This is a genomic window from Pseudomonas sp. P1_C12 (assembly GCF_056406435.1).
In genome coordinates this window covers 118,981-137,239 of sequence record NZ_JBFUAE010000011.1, presented here as the reverse complement: position 1 = coordinate 137,239, position 18,259 = coordinate 118,981, and the positions used below count along the sequence as shown (strand labels likewise).

Here is an 18,259-nt window from a genome sequence, read left to right as displayed (position 1 = left end):
TCTCATGATCCCTCGCATCCGCCAACAGTCCCTCGCGCTGGGTCTGTTGGCGCTGGTGTTGTTCTGCGCCGGGATGTATCAGCAGGCGGCCATCGGTTTCGATTCGCGCTTCGTGCTGTTCGCCCAGGAGATGCTGCGCAATGGGCCGTCGTTTTTTCCGACGACCTATGGCCAGCCCTACGCAGACTATTCGGGACTTTCTACGCTATTCATCTGGCTGCTTTCACTGCCGTTCGGCCAGGTCACCAGCCTGACCGCATGGCTGCCAAGCGCCATCGCCGCAGCGGTCATCGTCACCTTGATGTACCGCCTGCTGGCACCCTATTCCACGCGTTGGGCGCTGCTGAGCATCGCCTTGATGCTGTTGACCAACACCTTCATCACGGAAACCCGCGCGGTTTCCCTCGACCTGATGCTGGCAGCTGTCGCGTTCAGCGTGTTCTACCTGGGCTACGCCGCCGATCACTTCGCGGCGCCGCGCCGCCGGGTTCTGATCTTTGCCTTGCTGATACTGGGCTTCTGGATTCGCGGGCCCATCGGCCTGGTTATTCCTACGGGGATGCTGTGCAGCTATTTCCTGGTCAATCGGCAATGGCGACGGCTGATCGTCTTCGGATTGCTGGCAGCGGTGCTGCTGGCGGTGTGCATCGGTCTGTTGTTGTGGCTGGCGGACGTCAGCGGCGGCCCGGCCTTCTTGCAGGACGTGATTCGCATGCAGTTCATGGGACGCATGGACGGTAGCGAAGGCTCCAACGAGGTGTTGTATTACTTCACCAGTTCGGTAGGCAACTACGCACTGGCTTGGCCACTGGCAGTGCTGGCGCTGGTGGCGATCGCCGCTTCTGGCCGACAACAGTCAGGCCCGGCATTGCGCCTGACGCTGTACTGCGCAGCCGCCGGGCTGATCGTGATGGTCGGCCTTTCTGTCCCGCAGGCGAAAAAGGCCCGTTACCTGCTGCCGATGCTGCCCATGGCGGCGATCATTGCGGCTTATCCGTTTTACGCCGTGCAAGGTCGACTGTTCAGTTGGTTGCGCGTATTGATGCAGGGGCTTTGGCTGCTGATCCCGGGGCTGCTGATCGTGACCTTGCTGGTGATACAGCGAAGATTCCCCGAAGACGTGGCTCCCCTCACTTCGTTGTTCATCATTCTCGGCGTGCTGCAAGCGATCGCCGTGGCAGCGTTCAAGCAGCCCCACTGGCGCGCACAGATTCTCGCCCTTTGCGCGGTCCTGGCACTGTGGTCGTTATATATCCTGCAGTTCGAGCCAATCCAGCGACAGCTTTACGACAACCGGACCTTCAGCCACGAAGCGTTTGAACTCGTGCAAAAAGACCCCGCACCACTGGTGATGCACGCGATGGGCAAGGATGCCAAAGCCATCAAGTTCATGGTCAACATCAATCAAGGCCTGCAACCGGAGTTCACCGATTCACCACAGGAACTTGAAACCATCCAGGGCCCGGCGTGGCTGATGATGGACCTGAACGTTTACAAGACACTGCAAGGCACGGCCATAGGTGCCTTGCCACCCGTGCTGAGCGGGCGTTTCGACAAGAATGATTTCGTGCTGCTGCACCTCCAGTAAACCCCGTAGCAAAGACCGAGTGTCCGACTGCCAGAGTAGTAGCGCTCACGACCGGGCTGATGCCGGCCCGATTGAATAAGGACATTCACGCCGTGACCACCTACTCCCCCCTCATCCGCCGCCTGCTGATCTGCTCTTTGACCATCGTCGTCAGCCGCGCCATCACCAGCCCGCTGCTCACACTGTTCATCAGCGACAAACTTGGCCTCAACCAACAGGACGTTGGCTTGCTGCTCGGCATTGCGGTGTTCGTCGCCACCCTGCTCTCCCTCTACGGCGGCTACATCATCGATCGCTTCGAAAAACGCCGGCTGCTGATCCTCGCCATGCTTTCCAGCGCCATCGGCCTGGTGCTGCTGACATTCGCCGAAAACCTTTACCTGACCACGATGACCCTGATCGTCACCGAAACCGCGTCGGCGCTGTTTCTGATCGGCTCGAAAGCGATTCTCAGTGAAAACCTGCCTGTGGGTCAGCGCGCCAAGGCGTTTTCCTTGAGCTATACGCTGACCAATATTGGCTACGCTGTCGGGCCGATGCTCGGTGTGCTGATTGCCGGTGCCTTTGCGAGCGCACCATTCCTGATAGCTGCGGCCATCGCTTTTTTCAGTATTTTCCTGATGACCGGCATTCCCGGGGACCCGGCCAGTGTTTCTCTCACCGGTCAGGCGCAGAGCTTTCTCAAAACCCTGATTACCCTGAAAAACGACCGCACCCTGATCATGTTCACCGCCGGTTGCCTGCTTAGCACTGTGGTGCACGGACGCTTCACGTTTTACCTGTCGCAGTATCTGCTGGTGACCAGTAACCCCCAACACACCATGGAAATCATGGCCGCCCTGCTCGCCTGCAACGCAATCAGCGTGATCTTGTTGCAATACCAGATCGGGCGTTTTCTCAAGCGTGAGCAACTGCGCCAATGGATCGTCGCCGGCACCGGTCTGTTCATTCTCGGACTGATCGGCTTCAGCCTGGCCGATAGCCTGGTGAGCTGGTGCGTGGCGATGTTCATTTTCACCCTCGGCGAAATGATCATTTACCCGGCGGAGTTCCTGTTCGTCGACACCCTCGCTCCGGAAGAACTGCGGGGCAGCTACTACGGTGCGCAAAACCTTGCTGCCCTTGGCGGTGCGCTAAGCCCGGTGATTTGCGGCTTCATGCTGATGCACACCCCGGCGCCGACGATGTTTTATGCCTTGAGTGCACTCGCGGCCCTGGGTGGTTTGCTGTGCTATACAAGCGGCCGACGGGGCGCTTTAAAGCAAAATTAATGCACTGAAAGCTCATTAATATGAATTTGTCAGTAGCGGGATTGAACGGCACACTGTGCGCGTTCCTCCCCCAACAGTTGGAACAACTTCAAGGGCTTTCTGGGTTCCCCAGCCAAGCCCTTTTTTTGTCTGGATTTTTTCTGCCGGAGTTTTCTCGGAATGCTTGCTCGCTGGTTGCCCGCCGCCATCAACACCCGCCCCACCGAATGGAGTCGCGCCGCCATCGGCATGGCCTTGGGGACGCTGGTCAGCGTGTGGCTGTGTGGCCTGGTGTTCGGTATTGAGGTGGCGCAGCACCTGATCGGTCCGCTGGGGGCGTCGGCGGTGCTGTTGTTTGCCGTGTCTTCAGGCGCGCTCGCCCAACCCTGGTCGATTCTCGGCGGCTACTTGAGCGCCGGGGTGATTGCGTTGCTGGTGGCCCATGTGTTGGGCCGAACCCTCGGTAGCGCTTGCCTGGCCGCGGGCATGGCGTTGATCCTGATGTGCTGGCTACGGTGTTTGCATCCACCAGCCGGTGCATTGGCCCTGACCCTGGTGTTGGCCGATCCGGCGACCATTGCCATGGACTGGAAAGCCATTGCACCGGTGATGCTTGGCGCGGCGACGATGCTGCTCTGCGCCCTGGCCTACAACAACCTGACCCGCATTCGCTATCCCAAGAGTGCCAGCGAGCCGGTGGCCAGGATTCCTGCCGATCACCCGCCGGTCGACCGTCAGGCCATCACCGCCGAAGACCTGAAACTGGCGCTGGCCGACATGGAAGCGTTCTATGATGTCACGCCCGAAGACCTCGAACAGTTGATCCAGGCCAGCCAACTGCACGCCAAACGCCGTAGCGTGGCCGAGGTGTTCGCCCCGCGCCTGTAAGTCGCTGTTTTTGGAGGTTCTTTTGCCGTGGTCGGGCGGTTCTGGCATCCTGCGCCTCCATTTTCTGACCCGGCCCGCCTTCTGGCACGCAAACCACCATGACCGCCTCCGAAAAAGCCCCCGCTCCACGCCACAGCGACCTGATTTACGGCCTTGATGACCGCCCGCATCTGACCGCCACCGTCTTCGCCGCCCTGCAACACGTGCTCGCAAGTTTCGTCGGCATCATCACCCCGACACTGATCATGGGCAGCGCCCTGGGCCTGCAAAGTGAAATTCCTTACCTGATCAGCATGGCGCTGTTCGTCTCTGGCCTGGGCACCTTCGTACAGGCACGGCGCTTCGGTCCGGTGGGCTCCGGCCTGTTGTGCCTGCAAGGCACCAGTTTCTCGTTCATCAGTGTGATTCTCAGCGCCGGCTTCATGGTCAAGGCCCGGGGCGGCGGCACCGATGAAATTCTCTCGACCATCTTCGGCGTGTGTTTTTTTGCCGCGTTCATCGAGGTGGTGTTGAGCCAGTTCATCGGTAAATTGCGCATGCTGATCACCCCGGTGGTGACCGGAACGATCATCACGCTGATGGGCCTGTCGCTGATCAAGGTGGCCATGACCGACATCGCCGGAGGCTTCGGCGCCCCGGACCTGGGCGCTGCCAGTCACCTGGCCCTCGCGGCGCTGGTACTGGGAACCATCGTGGTGTTGAACCGGGTGGACGTGCCGTTTCTGCGCCTGGGGGCAATTGTCATCGGCCTGACCCTGGGTTACGTAGTGGCATGGCTCATGGGCCAGGTGGATTTCCACAGCCTGCCCGAAGTCCCGCTGGTGAGCGTACCGGTACCGTTCAAGTACGGGTTCTCCTTCGATTGGGTGGCGTTCATTCCGGTGGCGGTGATTTTCCTCGTTTCGCCGCTGGAGGCCGCCGGCGACCTCACGGCCAACTCGATGATCTCCCGGCAACCGGTCAAAGGCCCGGTGTACATCCGCCGGATCAAGTCCGGCCTGCTCGCCGATGGCCTCAACTCGGCCATGGCGGCGGTGTTCAACAGCATGCCAATGGTGACCTTCGCCCAGAACAACGGGGTGATCCAGCTCACTGGCGTGGCCAGTCGTTACGTGGCGTTTTTCATTGCCGGTTTGCTGGTGATGCTTGGCCTGTTCCCGATGATCGGCGCGGTATTGCAGTTGATGCCCAAACCGGTGCTGGGTGGCGCGGAACTGGTGATGTTCGGCACCGTCGCCGTGGCCGGAATCAAGATTCTCGCCGAGGCCGGCCTGCATCGGCGCAACATGCTGATCGTGGCGATTTCCCTCGGCATGGGCCTGGGTGTAGCCGCGGTGCCGGAAGTCTTGCGTGAACTGCCCAAGGCCCTGCACAACATTTTCGAATCGCCCATCACCGTCGGCGCGCTGTGCGCTATCGTTCTTAATATCTTCCTGCCTGAGGAGTTCATCGAGCTGGAGGAAGACGAATTCGACCCGGAAGCCTCCGTGCTTCAGGTGATGCAGAACCCCGATATGACCGCCAGGGATGAACCCGCGAAGGCTGCGGTTGTCGCACAGTCAAACCGCTAGACGGGCTCAAGGGCTGAGCCGCTGGCGGTTCAGCCCATTTCAGATGAGAGCACGTCCATGCGCAGCCTCCACGCGGTCCTGATTTCCCTCCTGCTCTGCCTGAGCGCCTGTTCCTCGCTGCCCAATCGAGACCCGTTGAAAATCAACGTCGTGGGCGTCGAGCCCCTGCAAGGCGAAGGCATGGAAGTGCGCTTTGCCGTGAGAATCCGCGTGCAGAACCCCAATGACATCACCGTCACCTACAGCGGTGTCGCGCTGGATCTGGACATCAACGGCCAGCCCTTCGCCTCTGGCGTCACCGATGAGAGGGGCACGATCGGGCGTTTTTCCGACGTCGTCGTGAGCGTACCGGTCAGCGTTTCGGCGTTTTCGATGGTCCGCCAGACCTATGGCATCAGCCAGATGAAAACGCTCAACAACATGCCTTATATCCTGCATGGCAAGCTCTCGGGTGGCCTGTTCAACACCATGCGCTTCGTGGACAGTGGCACGCTCAATCTGCCGGGATCGACCACTGGCAGCCGTTAACAGCCTGCGAAGAAATGACCGTTGCGCTGCTGAACCTACTCGCTGTCATTGAGAATCAGGCTGCGGTAATGCCCCGGATTTGACCCCGACCATTTGCGAAACGCCTTGTAGAACGAACTGACGTCAGCGAACCCCAGCCGCGTGGCGATTTCGCTGAAGCTGATCGCCGGCTCGGCCAGCCAGACAATCGCCAGTTCCTTGCGCACGCCGTCCTTGAGGCCTTGGTAGGTTTGCCCTTCTTCGGCCAGTCGGCGGCGCAAGGTTGAAGCCGACATGCACAGGCGTTGCGCCAGGGCTTCGGTTTCCGGCCAGTGTTCGGCCGGCAGGTGGCGCAGGTCGTGTTTGATGCGGCTGGCCAGGCTCTGCGGGTCGCGGTATTTCACCAGAATGTTCGCCGGCGCACGGGCCAGGAATCGCTCGAGTTCTTCAGGGCTGCGCTTGATGGGCAGGTCCAGGCAATCGGCGGAGAAAATCATCCGCGTGCGCGGGCGGTCGAAGCGCAGGTTCTCGGAAAACATCACCTGATAGTCATCGCAGAAATCCGGCTTCGAACAGCGCAGTTCGATGGCCAAAATCGGAATCCGCCGCCCTGCCAGCCAGCAGGCAACGCCATGCACGATCATCCAGTAGGTGAAATAGGTGAAGGCCCGGCGCGGGTCTTTGTCGTCCTCCAGCAGGACGATTTCCGCCAGGCTTTGCTGACGCACCAGCTGCGCCGGCAAGTGCTCAAGCATCAACGACAGAAAGTCCAGGCCGCAGGTCAGTCCCGCCGCCACGTTGGGCTGGAGCATGGCCGTGCGACACAGAAAGGCAAAACTGCCGGACTTTAGCTTGCGCGGGTCCATGCCAAAAAACTCGTCATCCCCGCGCCGTGCCAACAGCCGCCAGCACTTCGCATAGGTGGTGGCCGGCAGGCGGGCATCGCTGCTGTCCAGTAACCGCGGGTCGATTCCGAGCTTGTGCAACACCTCTTCGGTGGCGGCTCCCGGGGCGCAACTTTGCAGCAGTGCTTCACGCAGCAGTTGTGCGCTGATGGTGTCTTTTTCCGACATGGATCGCGGCAAGGCCTGTTCTTGTTCGAGTGGGGGCATATTAGCTGAAACCGCTCGCCTGACGCTGTTCCTGTGGGCAACGAAACCCTGCGGGTGTTGGATTGGCTGAAAAATCTGTAATCGATCAATTACACCTGTAGGAGCGAGCTTGCTCGCGATGGTAGTGAACGATGGCATGCGCTTCCTGGATAAACGCGGTGCTCTCGGGTTCTTCGCGAGCAGGCTCGCTCCTACAGGTAATTGGCAACCTGAAAAGTCAGTGCCTGCGCAACCACTCGATAAACAGCGCAAACAACTCTGACTGCGAGCCCTCTTCCTCAAAGTGATGATGCCGGAATCAGCACCGTTCCCCACAGTCCAGCCGCAACCGCGCCACCACTGTAGATAAATTGCGACCCGGCACCGCGCCGAATCGCCTGCGTCCCGGCAGCTATGGCCAACCAAGACGAAGCACAGCCTGGATGACCCAACATTGCATCAAGGTCGCACAATCCCGACCTATCGACAGACATGGGGACTTCAGTCATCACGCGTGCAATGGCGGCCTTCCCCCGAACATCAATACCTGCTCGCCAAACCTGTTCGACTGATCTCGTTTCAAGCGGCGCCCACTCAATCGCCTGTCGCGTAGCGTAAAGCAGGTCATCGGAGATGGGCTTGCGCGCCTGCTCCGGCCGATGAAGTAAGGCTATCGGCGATAACGTGGTTTGCGTCAGACGGTTACCAAACAGCAACCCGACGGCAACTTCCGCCGTGCCATCCGGCTGCTGCGGCGCAAAGTGCACGGCCAAAACCAACAACAACTCCCGATCAGCAATACGCTTGTCCAGCCACTGGTCCAATGCAGTCAGCCCGCGACCATCGACGGGGGTTATGAGTTGGCGAATACCGGATTCGCGCCATGCCTGTCGCCACACTCGGCGCCATTGCTGCTCCGGCAAACCGGTATCGACATCCAGCAACAGGGCCAACGGTTGATCATCAGGCAACTGCGCCAAAGTCGGCGCCAGGTCGGCGAGTGTCTGCGCCCATACACTCAGCAATATTGCTTCCGGGTTTTCATCTGCATCGTTAGATAAACAACTATGGCGAAGTATTGATCCATCCACCCTGGACGCTTGTGACTTCAGCGCCTTCGTCCCACTCAGCAGAGCGTCCAGCTGTATTTCCGGATCATCCGCAGGTTCTGCAAGAGCAGTCTGCACGCTCACGCCAAACACCTGTTGCGAGCGACGCCCCTGACGCATCTTTCGGCTCATGTCTTTTTCGCGAGCCTCATCCCAGCCATCGGCGGCACCCTCTTCACCGGTGTACAACAGCACTCGCCCGAATCCCAGCACGCACCAACCCAGGATTGGGATGCCCAAGGCCAGGCTCCAGAAATCCGAAGGCCGCTGGGGTACGGTTTCGTCGCCGAACAACAGCGTGCCTCCGACGCCCAGCAAACAGAACAGCAACAACAGGCCGAGCCAAAGTAAAAATCGAGGTGGTTGAGGACGCAGTGCGAGAGGCGGAATTTTATCCAGTCTGATTGGCATGACTTCACCTAACTCGCCGAAAAATTTATCGACTTGCATTGCACCCACTTTGTAATTATTTCAACTTTCGCTTGGTATGAGACCTTGCACCATCCGCCCCACGAATCCTCCACTAAAACCTTGTCCCCCTTAATTAAATACATCTTTGGTGAATACTGCAGCAACGGTTCCGAACCGCCATCATAAAGAGATGCTTTTTCCATAATGGAGCCGTTTATTACTTTGCCAGTAAGGATGGTTTGAAACAAAGGCGACCCCGCCGTCTTCTGAACACTTTTTTTGTCTTTATACGGATACACATACGTAGTTCCCCCTTGCTTATCCACCTCATCCCCACCCAAATGAAAAAAACGAGTGAGCTTCTTGTCCAGAATTAGAGTATCCGCCTCCAACCTAAAAACACTTACATCGTAAATATCGCTTGCCGGATCCCATATTTTTGGCATCTCCATGCGATGTACGACGAACAACAGCTCTTCTCCCCCTTCACCAACGGGAAGAAAAAATGCGTCAGTGATTACTCCTCCCGTACCCAAGTATGGAAACTCATAAACAAGCTTTGGGTTTTCAGATAAAATAACTGAATAAAGGGATATTCCATCAGTCTCACGAAACAATTGCGCATCTGCTTGCAAATTAGTTTTTGTGTAGACAATACATGCATTCACTCTATCTAGCTCCATAGAGCTATAAGCCTCCCGAAGACCAATACCGCTGCATTTATTCGCCCCGGATATTTTTTTTGGGCCAAGCTCTATCGTTTGGATGCCTCGATATGCACTATCGGGTAAATAATTTAAACCAGGGAGATCACAATTTTTATTGAAAACCTTTTCACCTTGTTTTTTTGCAACAACTTTATAGCTCAAGGAGTTCAGACTTTCGAAGGAGTACAGGTAATTTCCCTTTGTAAAGCGAAGAGCTACCCCGTTACTTTCATGGTTTGTCGAATTGTAAATCGTGAATATTCCTTTGGGAGGTGTTTTTTTCTCTGGATACTGCAACTCTACGCTTGCCGGACCAAGACCGTAGGACGGTTTACCAAAGCGATACTGTACATAGCCACTATCAGGAGATGTATTGGCCTTCGCGCAAATTGACGCAACTCTCCCTACATAGTTGCATTGATCCTGACCGGGATTAAATGCGCAACCAATGTAAATATCCTCCCCTTCAGTGCACATTGTTGAATTTATGTCTACGTATGGATCCCTCGCCCAAACCTTAAGACTCACAAAAGATGCAACAGCCAAAAAAACCATCAGTATTTTTTTCAATTTAAACTCCCTTTCTTTAACAGGTCAACAAAGTACTCCCTTCTATCTGGGTGGCTCGCTGTATGTTTATTTACAACAGTGGTTATTGAATCCACAACATCCAAAGCGCTGCCTTTATCTGCTATTTTATATAACTCATTATTCAGCCAAAAACTCGCAGCCGATCGAACTGCATATTTCATCTCCAACAACAAATCAGGATTCACAACAAAATCTGCATTATCGTTTGGCCACTGCGCCGAATACTTTGAGTGCCAACGTTGAAATAGTGTGTAATTGTGTAACCCTGTCAACTGCTTCAAACCTCGCCCTCTATACCTCCACCCATCACCGCTTGAAACCCCTCGATTGCCAAGTTCGGTACGCCCCCCATAGGCGCCATTAGCGATGGCCTCGTAATCGACTCGGGTCATAGGCGCGCCGTTTTCTTTGATTTTTCCTGTCTTAATTTTGTACCCGTATCGCCCGGCTTCTTCCGGGTTACTCCGAAAATAACTGAACAAGTCAATCAACGCGCTGGATTTATACGCGAAACTTTCATCTACCGATAAATCCTCCCCTGTTTCTTGTTTTATCTGTGCAAAAAAATGAGCTCTTCGCAACGGAGTATCTAACTTGAAAAAATCGAGATTTGCGTTTAACTCGTCAGCGATTTTCTGCAAATCACCGTATCGATCTTCACGGAGCGTCGGATAAATGCTTTTCATAGTTTCAAGGGAAAACTTAAATCGGTTACTGCTAAAAATCCCCACCAACCCAATCGGATGAAAGTGATAAGCACTCCCCCAAGAAGGCAACCCGACCTTTTCCGCAACCTCCCTCCACCACCCCATCTGCGCAATCCGCTGCTTCTCCGCCAGCCAATTCAAGTGCGGTGTCGAGCCGCTATGGCCTAGCAACTCATCCAGTGCGTCCCATATCTTCGGCTGCTGAAACCACTCGCTTTCCTTGTACAGAATCATCTGCGAAATCGACTGCGCATGAGCCGGTCGCTCAAGGGCCGCCAGCAATTCAGAGACCGTTAGCGTGCCGTCGGGGTTGCGACCGATGATTTCGTACAACCGCCTTTTCATCGGGCCCTTGTCGTCTTTTTCGGCAATGGCACGATAGCGCTCGCGTTCCTCGTCGCTGAAACGGCCAATGGTGCTGAGAAAAGAGGCCAGCAAGTGTTTGGGTCTGCTGTAGTCGATGATGACGTCATAGCCTTCCCAGGCCCACGGACTGACCCAAGGCGTTACGCCTGGCTCTTCACACACCCAGCCATCAAGAAGATTGTTGTCGGCGTCGTGAAGCAAATGTTTCAGGTAATACCAGGTGCGAGCTTTGCGTGTCGGGCTCGCGGGCACCTGGATTTTTCGGTCCGCCGGCAGATCATCGAGCAGCTTCTTGGGGACCAGCAAATCGGCAGCACTGCGCGGGCTGGAAGCACTCGATGCCTGCAATAGCGCAGCCGTGGTATTTCCTTCAGGAGGTACTACGGGCGTGCCCATAGGGAGCTTCAGCCAGGTCCTGTCTTTCTCCGGCAGGCGTTGGGCCCACAATCGACTGGCTTCGATGAATTCCTCAACGTCATCACCACTGAAGGTTTCCAGGTGGAGCTTCTCGTCCGGCTGATTCGCGCCGCCGTCCTGATACAGGCCAAGATGGCCGATGAGGTCACCTGCCTTGATTGCGACAGGCTGGTCAAGCACCACGATCTGATCTGTCGCTACCGGCTCAATGGCACTTTCCAGCGAGTCAAAATGTACATACTGGTTGATGCGTTCGAGCTTGCGAAACTCGCCTTCGCCACTGACCGTGACCTCCGATTCAAGCGGTAAATCGAAAATTACGTTATCGGCAATCACCGGTTCGGCCCGGACGTTGACTGTCCTCTTCGACGAACTGATGCGGGTTTCTTTGCGGTCTGGGTGTTTGAGCACCTGAGTAGAGAGATAGCCCTTGATCGAGCCATCGGGGTTGAGCAGTTTTGCCGGCCCCAGGCTGCTCTCCAACCTGCGAAATGGTCCGGTGCCACTGATAGCCACTTCGGCGCCTCGCGGCAGAAAATCGATTAGCTGACCATTCGACTTGTTGTACACCTTCAAACCAAGCTGTTCAGGCTGGCCGGGAAGGACGTCATTTGCCGTCTGCTTGACGCGAAAGGTCGGATGCTCGGGCCAGAATTTCGGGCGAGCGAGGGTGGAATCCTTCTGGTACTTCGCCCAATCTTGCAGATGCATGTAGAGGCTATAAAAAGTCAGGCTCGGTGGAGTGTCCTGGCTGCTTTCGATCTTCGGCGGTTGAAGGTGATGGCGAACCAATACGAAGTTGCGCGAAAAGGGTTTCTCGACCGTTCGATCGTTGGCGAAGTAAGCGGTTGTCGGCGACTGCGTATCGATGCGGTAGGCCACCACTTCGCCGTCGGCCAGGCAATGCACGCTGGATTGCTCCAGGGTGCCGGCGGTGCCGCTGTCGAAGTGCACGCCGCCGTGCCACAGGCCGCTACGTCCAAGTGGGTAATAGCCAGCCACCGCTTTGGCCAGTTGGGTCAGTTGCATCAGCGGATCGCGGGTGTCCTTGAACGGATGGCACCAGTTTTCCACGGGGCGCAGTGTACGGGTGGCGGGCACTGCCGCCGGCTCGGGCAAGATTGAGATCTGCGGTGCATCAGAACGCGAAGTCGTGTCGTACTTGTGGAGTCCAAACAGTCGAGAAAGAACGCTGGCCATGTTGTATGTCGCTCCTTGTTTTGCAAAAGGGGTCAACCAGGGAGATGCGTACGTCCCAGGGGATCAAATTCATGCTCGGTCAATGCAGAGCGATGACGGCCCGACAGCTTTCTAGAAGCTGGTAAGCGTTCAAATAGGAAATATCTACAAGGCACGTAGGATGGGTCCGGGAAGGCTGCGCGCCCGGTCCGTCAGTTTTTGTACGGTCTTGTCGACTGGTTGCGGTGAGGGGTTTTCGGCGTTTGGTTTCAGCGGTTTTGCGAGCGAGCGGCTACTTGTTTAAACGCCTTCGAGGTTACTTCACGAAAGCTACATCACCTTGCGTCGTTGCCTACGGTTACGCCAGAATCCGCCGGCTTGTGCGCCCTGGGACCGCTCGGTAACTTGATTCGCGTCACTGATTGTCAGTGATCGGGTTTAGTAGCCCGTGGTTAAATCTAAGTCGTACAACGCTTCTATCAGTCAGGCATTGCGCCTGCGGTTTGATGGTGGCTGTACGTAGGGCGCCCTTGGGCGCGCCGGCTTCTTAGATTCCCCGGTCTACTAACCTGCGTACAGCTGCCACCCCTTTCTTTAGTAGGGAACTGGTGCCGGCACAAATCAGGAATCTAAGAAATGTTCAAGGTAACGCCAAGCCCGCCGGATACTGATCCGACAACGTCCTCCAGAACCAATAATCCCCTCGACCCCACCGCCACCATTCCCTCTGCAGCCGATATCCGAGACGCTCCACGCAAACTATGCACGATGTTTTTCGTTAATCCTGAACTCGATACCGAAAGCCTCCTGGCCCACGCGTGCGAATCGCTGGCCTCTGCCAATGTCATGACGATGGATCTGGCGGACCGGACGGAGGGATCGAGTCGCAATACGCTCTTGGGTATCGCGCAAGTCATCATGCTGGGAGAACTGGCGGTGAATCGGGCGCTGGATCGAATTGATCCGCCTGAGTAGAAGAGCAAAAGATCGCAGCCTGTGGCAGCTCCTACATGAGTCCTGTGCAACCGCCATTTTGCGGGTGTACGCAAGACCTGTGGGAGAGACTGCCAGCGATGACGCCTACCAGCCGACCAGGTTTTTCACAGGCGAACGAATTCCGCGATCAGGCCGGCCGGTAGGCCGCCTCGCTTTGGCTTTGGTTTTTGATCTTCTTGCCCCCTCGAGAGGCCGAGCGCAGGTTCTGCTCAGTGGGTAACCCGGCATGGATGCCGGGTTAGCCGCCCCCGGCCATGGATGGCCGATGGCGGCGGGCCCACGGAGCAGGACCGGAGCGAGGGCATGCCGAGCCTAGGCGAGGCACCGAACGACAGGGGCAAGAGCCCTTTGGTTACTTTGGGGCTTTTCCAAAGTGACCCGCTGTAAGAGCGGAACCATAAGTGGCCATGACCGCAGCAACGGATATGTACACCTCATGGAAAATAGTCGGCAATCAGGCCGCCATCGCTGGCAAGCCAGCTCCTACAGGGTAAAGCGTGATCTTCAGGATCGTTCAGCTTAGGTTCAGGTAACTGCCAATCAATACCATATGTGAATGAGTGTCATTATGTTACAACTTAGCTCCCTAACTAAGTTCGAGACGCCGCTGAATGCTTGTTCCTTTCTTGATCATGCTGCGCGAAGGTGTCGAGGCCGCGTTGATCGTTGGCATCATCGCCAGTTACCTCAAACAGACCGGTCGCGGCCGATGGCTGCCGGCGATGTGGATCGGGGTGTTTCTTGCCGTCACCCTCGCCCTGCTGGTGGGCGGTGGCCTGGAACTGCTCAGTGCCGAGTTTCCGCAGAAACAACAGGAGCTGTTTGAAGGCATCGTCGGGCTGATGGCCGTCGGCATTCTCAGCTCCATGGTGTTCTGGATGCGCAGGGTGGCGCGTTCGATCAAACATTCATTGCACGCGTCCCTCGACCACGCGTTGACCGGTTCCGGGCACCAGGTGATTGCGCTGATCGCCATGGTGTTTTTCGCCGTGGCCCGCGAAGGCCTGGAAACGGTGTTCTTCCTGCTCGCCGTGTTCCAGCAAAGCCAAGGCCCGGCGGCACCGATCGGCGCCCTGCTCGGCCTGGTCCTGGCCATCGTCATCGGCTTTTTGATCTACAGCGGCAGCATGCGCCTCAATCTTGCGGCGTTCTTTCGCTGGACCGGCCTGTTCATCCTCGTGGTGGCGGCCGGCATCCTCGCCAACTCAGTGCAGGCGCTGCATGAAGCCGGGCTGTGGAACCACCTGCAAACCGTGCTGTTCGACGTCAGCGCGACACTGCCGATGGACGGCCCGTTGGGTTCGGTGCTGGCCGGCATGTTCGGTTACCAGGACGCCCCGACCGTCAGCACCCTGGGCGCGTATCTGATCTATCTGCTGGTGGCGCTGGGGATGTTCTTCACCCCGGCCGGCGCACCCGCCCGGCAATCCTCTTCCGTTTCCAGCCAGTAAGGGCTCCCATGCCAAATCAAGCCCCACCCCAGGCTTCCCCTCCCCGCGCCTTGCGCTGGGCGGTGGCCGGCTCGGTGATCGTGATGATCGCCGCCGGCGGCCTGTTCTACTACGCCGCGAAAATCGCGGCGGCCAAACGCCAGGCCAACCAAGATGAGGTGGTGGTGACCATCCACCCGCACAGCTGTGAACCCAATGCGCTCACCATCCCGGCCGGTCGCGCCAGCTTTCGCATCGTCAACCGCTCCGACCGCGCCGTGGAATGGGAAATCCTCGACGGTGTGCTGGTGATCGAAGAACGGGAAAACATCGCCCCCGGTTTGAGCCAGGTGATCAACGCCAACCTGCTGCCCGGCGACTACAGCATCACCTGCGGACTGCTGAACAACCCCCGTGGCACCTTGCATGTCACGCCGACAGCCGCCTCCGAGGCTGCCGCCAAATCCAGGCCGTCGATGGTCGCGTTTGTCGGGCCGCTGTCGGAATTCCGCGTGTACCTGAGCAGCCAGAGCACTGCGCTGATCAAAGCCGTCGCCGCCCTTCAGCAAGCCATCGAGTCCGGCGACCTGAGCCAGGCGCAAGCCCTATATGTTCCGGCGCGCGCGGCGTATCAGCATGTGGCGCCTGCCGCTCAACGCCTGGCGGAGCTGGATAACGCCATCAATGCTCGCGCCGACTATTTCGAAAAACGCGAGCAGGACCCGGGCTTCACGGGTTTCCATCGCATCGAGTACGCACTGTTTCAACAACGTGAACTCGCGGACCTGGCACCGATTGCCCAGCGACTGCTGACGGACGTCACCACCCTCAAACAACAGTTGCTGGCCCAGTCACTGCCGCCGGAGCAACTGGTGAGCATCATGGTGCGCAATCTCAACGGCATCGCCGATGTACGCGCCAGCAGCGGCGAAGAAGAACGCTACAGCCATAGCGACCTGAACGGCTTCGCCGCCAACCTCGACGCCACCCGCAAAGTCGTCGACCTGTTGCGTCCGTTGCTGAGCAAATCCGCGGCCGGGCTGCTGCCGACAATCGACGCTGCCCTCAACGCCTTCGACGCCGAACTCAATGGTTTCAAGGTCGGCGACGGTTATGCCAGCTACGACAGCGTCAGCGCCGAGCAGCGCCAACAGATCGCCGACAAGGCCAAGGCACTGGCCACCGCACTCGATGCAATCGATCCCGCCCTTGGCCTTTCCGGCCTGTCAGCAGAAGACGCAAACCGATGAACGATCCAGAGCAATTCAATCTCCAGCGCCGCCGCGTACTGATGGGCATGGGCGCCGCCCTCGCCGGCTCAGCGCTCAGTTGCCCGGCCATCGCCGCCAGCCCCGCGCAAGTCACCGAAGCACCGAGCAGCGACAAAACCTTCGACCGTCACGCGTTCCATGGCAGGCACCAGACCGGCATCGTCACGCCGCGCCCGGCGGCCGGCATGCTGGTGTCGTTCGATGTGTTGGCCAGCGACCGTGAAGACCTCGAGCGGCTGTTTCGCACCTTGAACCAGCGCATTGCGTTCCTGATGCAGGGCGGCCCGGTGGCCCAGGTCGATCCGAAGCTGCCGCCTGTGGACTCGGGCATCCTCGGTCCGGTGGTGACCCCGGATAACCTGACCATCACCGTGTCGGTGGGCGAATCGCTGTTCGACGAACGTTTCGGCCTGGCCGCCGCCAAGCCCAAGCGACTGGTGCGCATGGTCGGTTTCCCCAACGACGCGCTGGAAGCCGATTGCTGCCACGGCGACTTGAGCCTCCAGTTCTGTGCCAACACCACCGACACCAATATCCACGCCCTGCGCGACATCGTGAAAAACCTGCCGGACTTGCTGCTGGTGCGCTGGAAACAGGAAGGCAGTGTGCCGCCCCAGGCCCCGGCGAAATCCGGCGTGCCGGCACAGAGCGCGCGCAATTTCCTCGGTTTCCGCGACGGTTCGGCCAACCCCGATTCCAACGACGCCAAGGCCATGGACAGCATCGTCTGGGTGCAGCCCGGCAGCGATGAGCCGGCGTGGGCAGCCAATGGCAGCTATCAGGCCGTGCGGATCATCCGCAACTTCGTCGAGCGCTGGGACCGCACGCCGTTGCAGGAACAGGAAAGCATTCTCGGCCGGGTCAAAAGCACCGGTGCGCCCATGGGCGGTGCCCACGAATCCGCAGTGCCGGACTACAGCAAAGACCCGCAAGGCAAGCTGACCCGACTTGACGCGCACATTCGCCTGGCCAACCCGCGCACCGCCGCGACCCGGGCCAACCTGATCCTGCGTCGGCCGTTCAACTACTCCAACGGCGTGAACAAGAACGGCCAGCTCGACATGGGCCTGCTGTTCATCTGCTATCAGGCCGACCTGGAGAAAGGCTTCATCACCGTGCAAACCCGGCTCAACGGCGAACCGCTGGAGGAATACCTCAAGCCAGTCGGCGGCGGCTACTTCTTCACCTTGCCCGGTGTCACCGGCGAGCAGGATTTCATTGGTCGCTCGCTGCTCGATGCCACACAACCAAAAACAACCGCCTGACCAATACAACACTAACGGAACCGCCCCATGAAAAAGTCGCCCCTCGCGTTAACGCTGACCCTTGGCTTGCTCAACACTTCGCTTTCGACCTTCGCGGCGACAGCGCCGCTGGACCTGGTGGGGCCGGTTTCGGACTACAAGATTTACGTGACCGAGCAACTGGATGAACTGGCCAGCCACACCCGGCAATTCACCGACGCCGTGAAAAAGGGCGACCTGGCCACCGCGCAAAAACTCTACGCGCCGACTCGCGTCTACTACGAGTCGATCGAGCCGATTGCCGAGCTGTTCAGTGACCTGGATGCGTCCATCGACTCCCGCGTCGACGATCATGAGAAAGGCGTGGAGGCCGAAGACTTCACCGGTTTCCACCGGCTCGAGTACTCGCTGTTTTCGCAAAAGAGCACCAAAGACCTGGGCGAACTGGCTGACGACTTGAACAAAGACGTGAAAGACCTGCAAACCCGCGTCGCCGGCCTGACCTTCCCGCCTGAGAAAGTCGTGGGCGGTGCCGCTGCGCTGCTCGAAGAAGTGGCGGCGACCAAGATCTCCGGCGAAGAAGACCGCTACAGCCATACCGACCTCTATGACTTCCAGGGCAACATCGACGGTGCGAAGAAAATCGTCGACCTGTTCCGTCCGCAGATCGAGAAGCAGGATGCGGCGTTCGTGGCCAAGGTCGACAAGAACTTCGCCACCGTGGACAAGATCCTGGCCAAGTACAAGACCCAGGACGGCGGGTTCGAGACCTACGACAAAGTGAAGGACGTCGACCGCAAGGCGCTCGTTGGCCCGGTCAATACTTTGGCTGAAGATTTGTCGACGCTGCGTGGGAAACTGGGGCTGAACTGAGTTTTGCAGCGCCGGTAAGGTCCTCATCGCGAGCAAGCTCGCTCCTACAGTGGATCGGGGTCG

Annotated in this window: 14 protein-coding genes; 10 read left to right on the top strand and 4 right to left on the bottom strand. The window is 58.1% G+C overall.

Annotated elements, in window-relative coordinates; genetic code table 11:
* The first annotated feature begins 4 nt into the window (after positions 1 to 4).
* The 5 genes from AC1D19_RS19445 (at position 5) to AC1D19_RS19425 (ending at position 5,825) form a co-directional block, all read left to right on the top strand.
* Entirely contained in the window at positions 5 to 1,588 is a 1,584-nt protein-coding gene (locus tag AC1D19_RS19445) for an ArnT family glycosyltransferase (RefSeq protein ID WP_477764189.1), read from the top strand.
* 92 nt (positions 1,589 to 1,680) lie between these two features.
* On the top strand, positions 1,681 to 2,859 hold the full coding sequence (locus AC1D19_RS19440; RefSeq protein WP_477764276.1) for an MFS transporter: 1,179 nt from the start codon (positions 1,681 to 1,683) through the stop codon (positions 2,857 to 2,859).
* Between the two features lie 159 nt (positions 2,860 to 3,018).
* Positions 3,019 to 3,726 carry an HPP family protein gene (locus AC1D19_RS19435; protein WP_477764188.1) on the top strand — a complete coding sequence of 236 codons (708 nt, stop codon included), beginning with the start codon at positions 3,019 to 3,021 and terminating at the stop codon, positions 3,724 to 3,726.
* Positions 3,727 to 3,824: 98 nt separating this feature from the next.
* The gene (locus tag AC1D19_RS19430; RefSeq protein ID WP_477764187.1) at positions 3,825 to 5,297 is read left to right on the top strand and encodes a nucleobase:cation symporter-2 family protein; all 1,473 of its coding nucleotides are present in this window, start codon (positions 3,825 to 3,827) and stop codon (positions 5,295 to 5,297) included.
* Positions 5,298 to 5,354: 57 nt separating this feature from the next.
* Positions 5,355 to 5,825: an LEA/WHy family protein gene (locus tag AC1D19_RS19425; protein ID WP_477764186.1), complete on the top strand. Its 471-nt coding sequence runs from the start codon at positions 5,355 to 5,357 to the stop codon at positions 5,823 to 5,825.
* Positions 5,826 to 5,860: 35 nt separating this feature from the next.
* Here AC1D19_RS19425 and AC1D19_RS19420 read toward each other — a convergent pair whose 3' ends face one another.
* The 4 genes from AC1D19_RS19420 to AC1D19_RS19405 form a co-directional block, all read right to left on the bottom strand.
* Positions 5,861 to 6,877, bottom strand: a complete 1,017-nt coding sequence (locus AC1D19_RS19420) for an AraC family transcriptional regulator (protein ID WP_477764275.1) — start codon at positions 6,875 to 6,877, stop codon at positions 5,861 to 5,863.
* Between the two features lie 317 nt (positions 6,878 to 7,194).
* Positions 7,195 to 8,454, bottom strand: coding sequence for a hypothetical protein (locus AC1D19_RS19415; protein WP_477764185.1), 1,260 nt, complete (start codon positions 8,452 to 8,454; stop codon positions 7,195 to 7,197).
* On the bottom strand, positions 8,424 to 9,692 hold the full coding sequence (locus AC1D19_RS19410; RefSeq protein WP_477764184.1) for a hypothetical protein: 1,269 nt from the start codon (positions 9,690 to 9,692) through the stop codon (positions 8,424 to 8,426). Before AC1D19_RS19410 ends, AC1D19_RS19415 begins: the two co-directional genes overlap by 31 nt.
* Complete coding sequence (locus AC1D19_RS19405; RefSeq protein WP_477764183.1) at positions 9,689 to 12,403, bottom strand: glycoside hydrolase family 19 protein; 2,715 nt, start codon at positions 12,401 to 12,403, stop codon at positions 9,689 to 9,691. The genes AC1D19_RS19410 and AC1D19_RS19405 overlap by 4 nt, the downstream gene beginning before the upstream one ends.
* A gap of 615 nt (positions 12,404 to 13,018) precedes the next feature.
* On the opposite strand from AC1D19_RS19405, the gene AC1D19_RS19400 reads away from it, so the two are divergent.
* The 5 genes from AC1D19_RS19400 to efeO (AC1D19_RS19380) all read left to right on the top strand — a co-directional run bounded on the left by AC1D19_RS19400 (position 13,019) and on the right by efeO (AC1D19_RS19380) (position 18,196).
* On the top strand, positions 13,019 to 13,357 hold the full coding sequence (locus tag AC1D19_RS19400) for a DUF6124 family protein (protein WP_223543149.1): 339 nt from the start codon (positions 13,019 to 13,021) through the stop codon (positions 13,355 to 13,357).
* Positions 13,358 to 13,989: 632 nt separating this feature from the next.
* Positions 13,990 to 14,829 (top strand): iron uptake transporter permease EfeU, encoded by an 840-nt coding sequence (efeU, locus tag AC1D19_RS19395; protein WP_477764182.1) that lies wholly within the window; start codon positions 13,990 to 13,992, stop codon positions 14,827 to 14,829.
* A gap of 8 nt (positions 14,830 to 14,837) precedes the next feature.
* On the top strand, positions 14,838 to 16,058 hold the full coding sequence (gene efeO / locus AC1D19_RS19390) for an iron uptake system protein EfeO (RefSeq protein WP_477764181.1): 1,221 nt from the start codon (positions 14,838 to 14,840) through the stop codon (positions 16,056 to 16,058).
* The gene (gene efeB, locus AC1D19_RS19385; protein WP_477764180.1) at positions 16,055 to 17,344 is read left to right on the top strand and encodes an iron uptake transporter deferrochelatase/peroxidase subunit; all 1,290 of its coding nucleotides are present in this window, start codon (positions 16,055 to 16,057) and stop codon (positions 17,342 to 17,344) included. The genes efeO (AC1D19_RS19390) and efeB overlap by 4 nt, the downstream gene beginning before the upstream one ends.
* A gap of 27 nt (positions 17,345 to 17,371) precedes the next feature.
* Positions 17,372 to 18,196 carry an iron uptake system protein EfeO gene (efeO, locus tag AC1D19_RS19380; RefSeq protein ID WP_477764179.1) on the top strand — a complete coding sequence of 275 codons (825 nt, stop codon included), beginning with the start codon at positions 17,372 to 17,374 and terminating at the stop codon, positions 18,194 to 18,196.
* Positions 18,197 to 18,259: the final 63 nt, after the last annotated feature.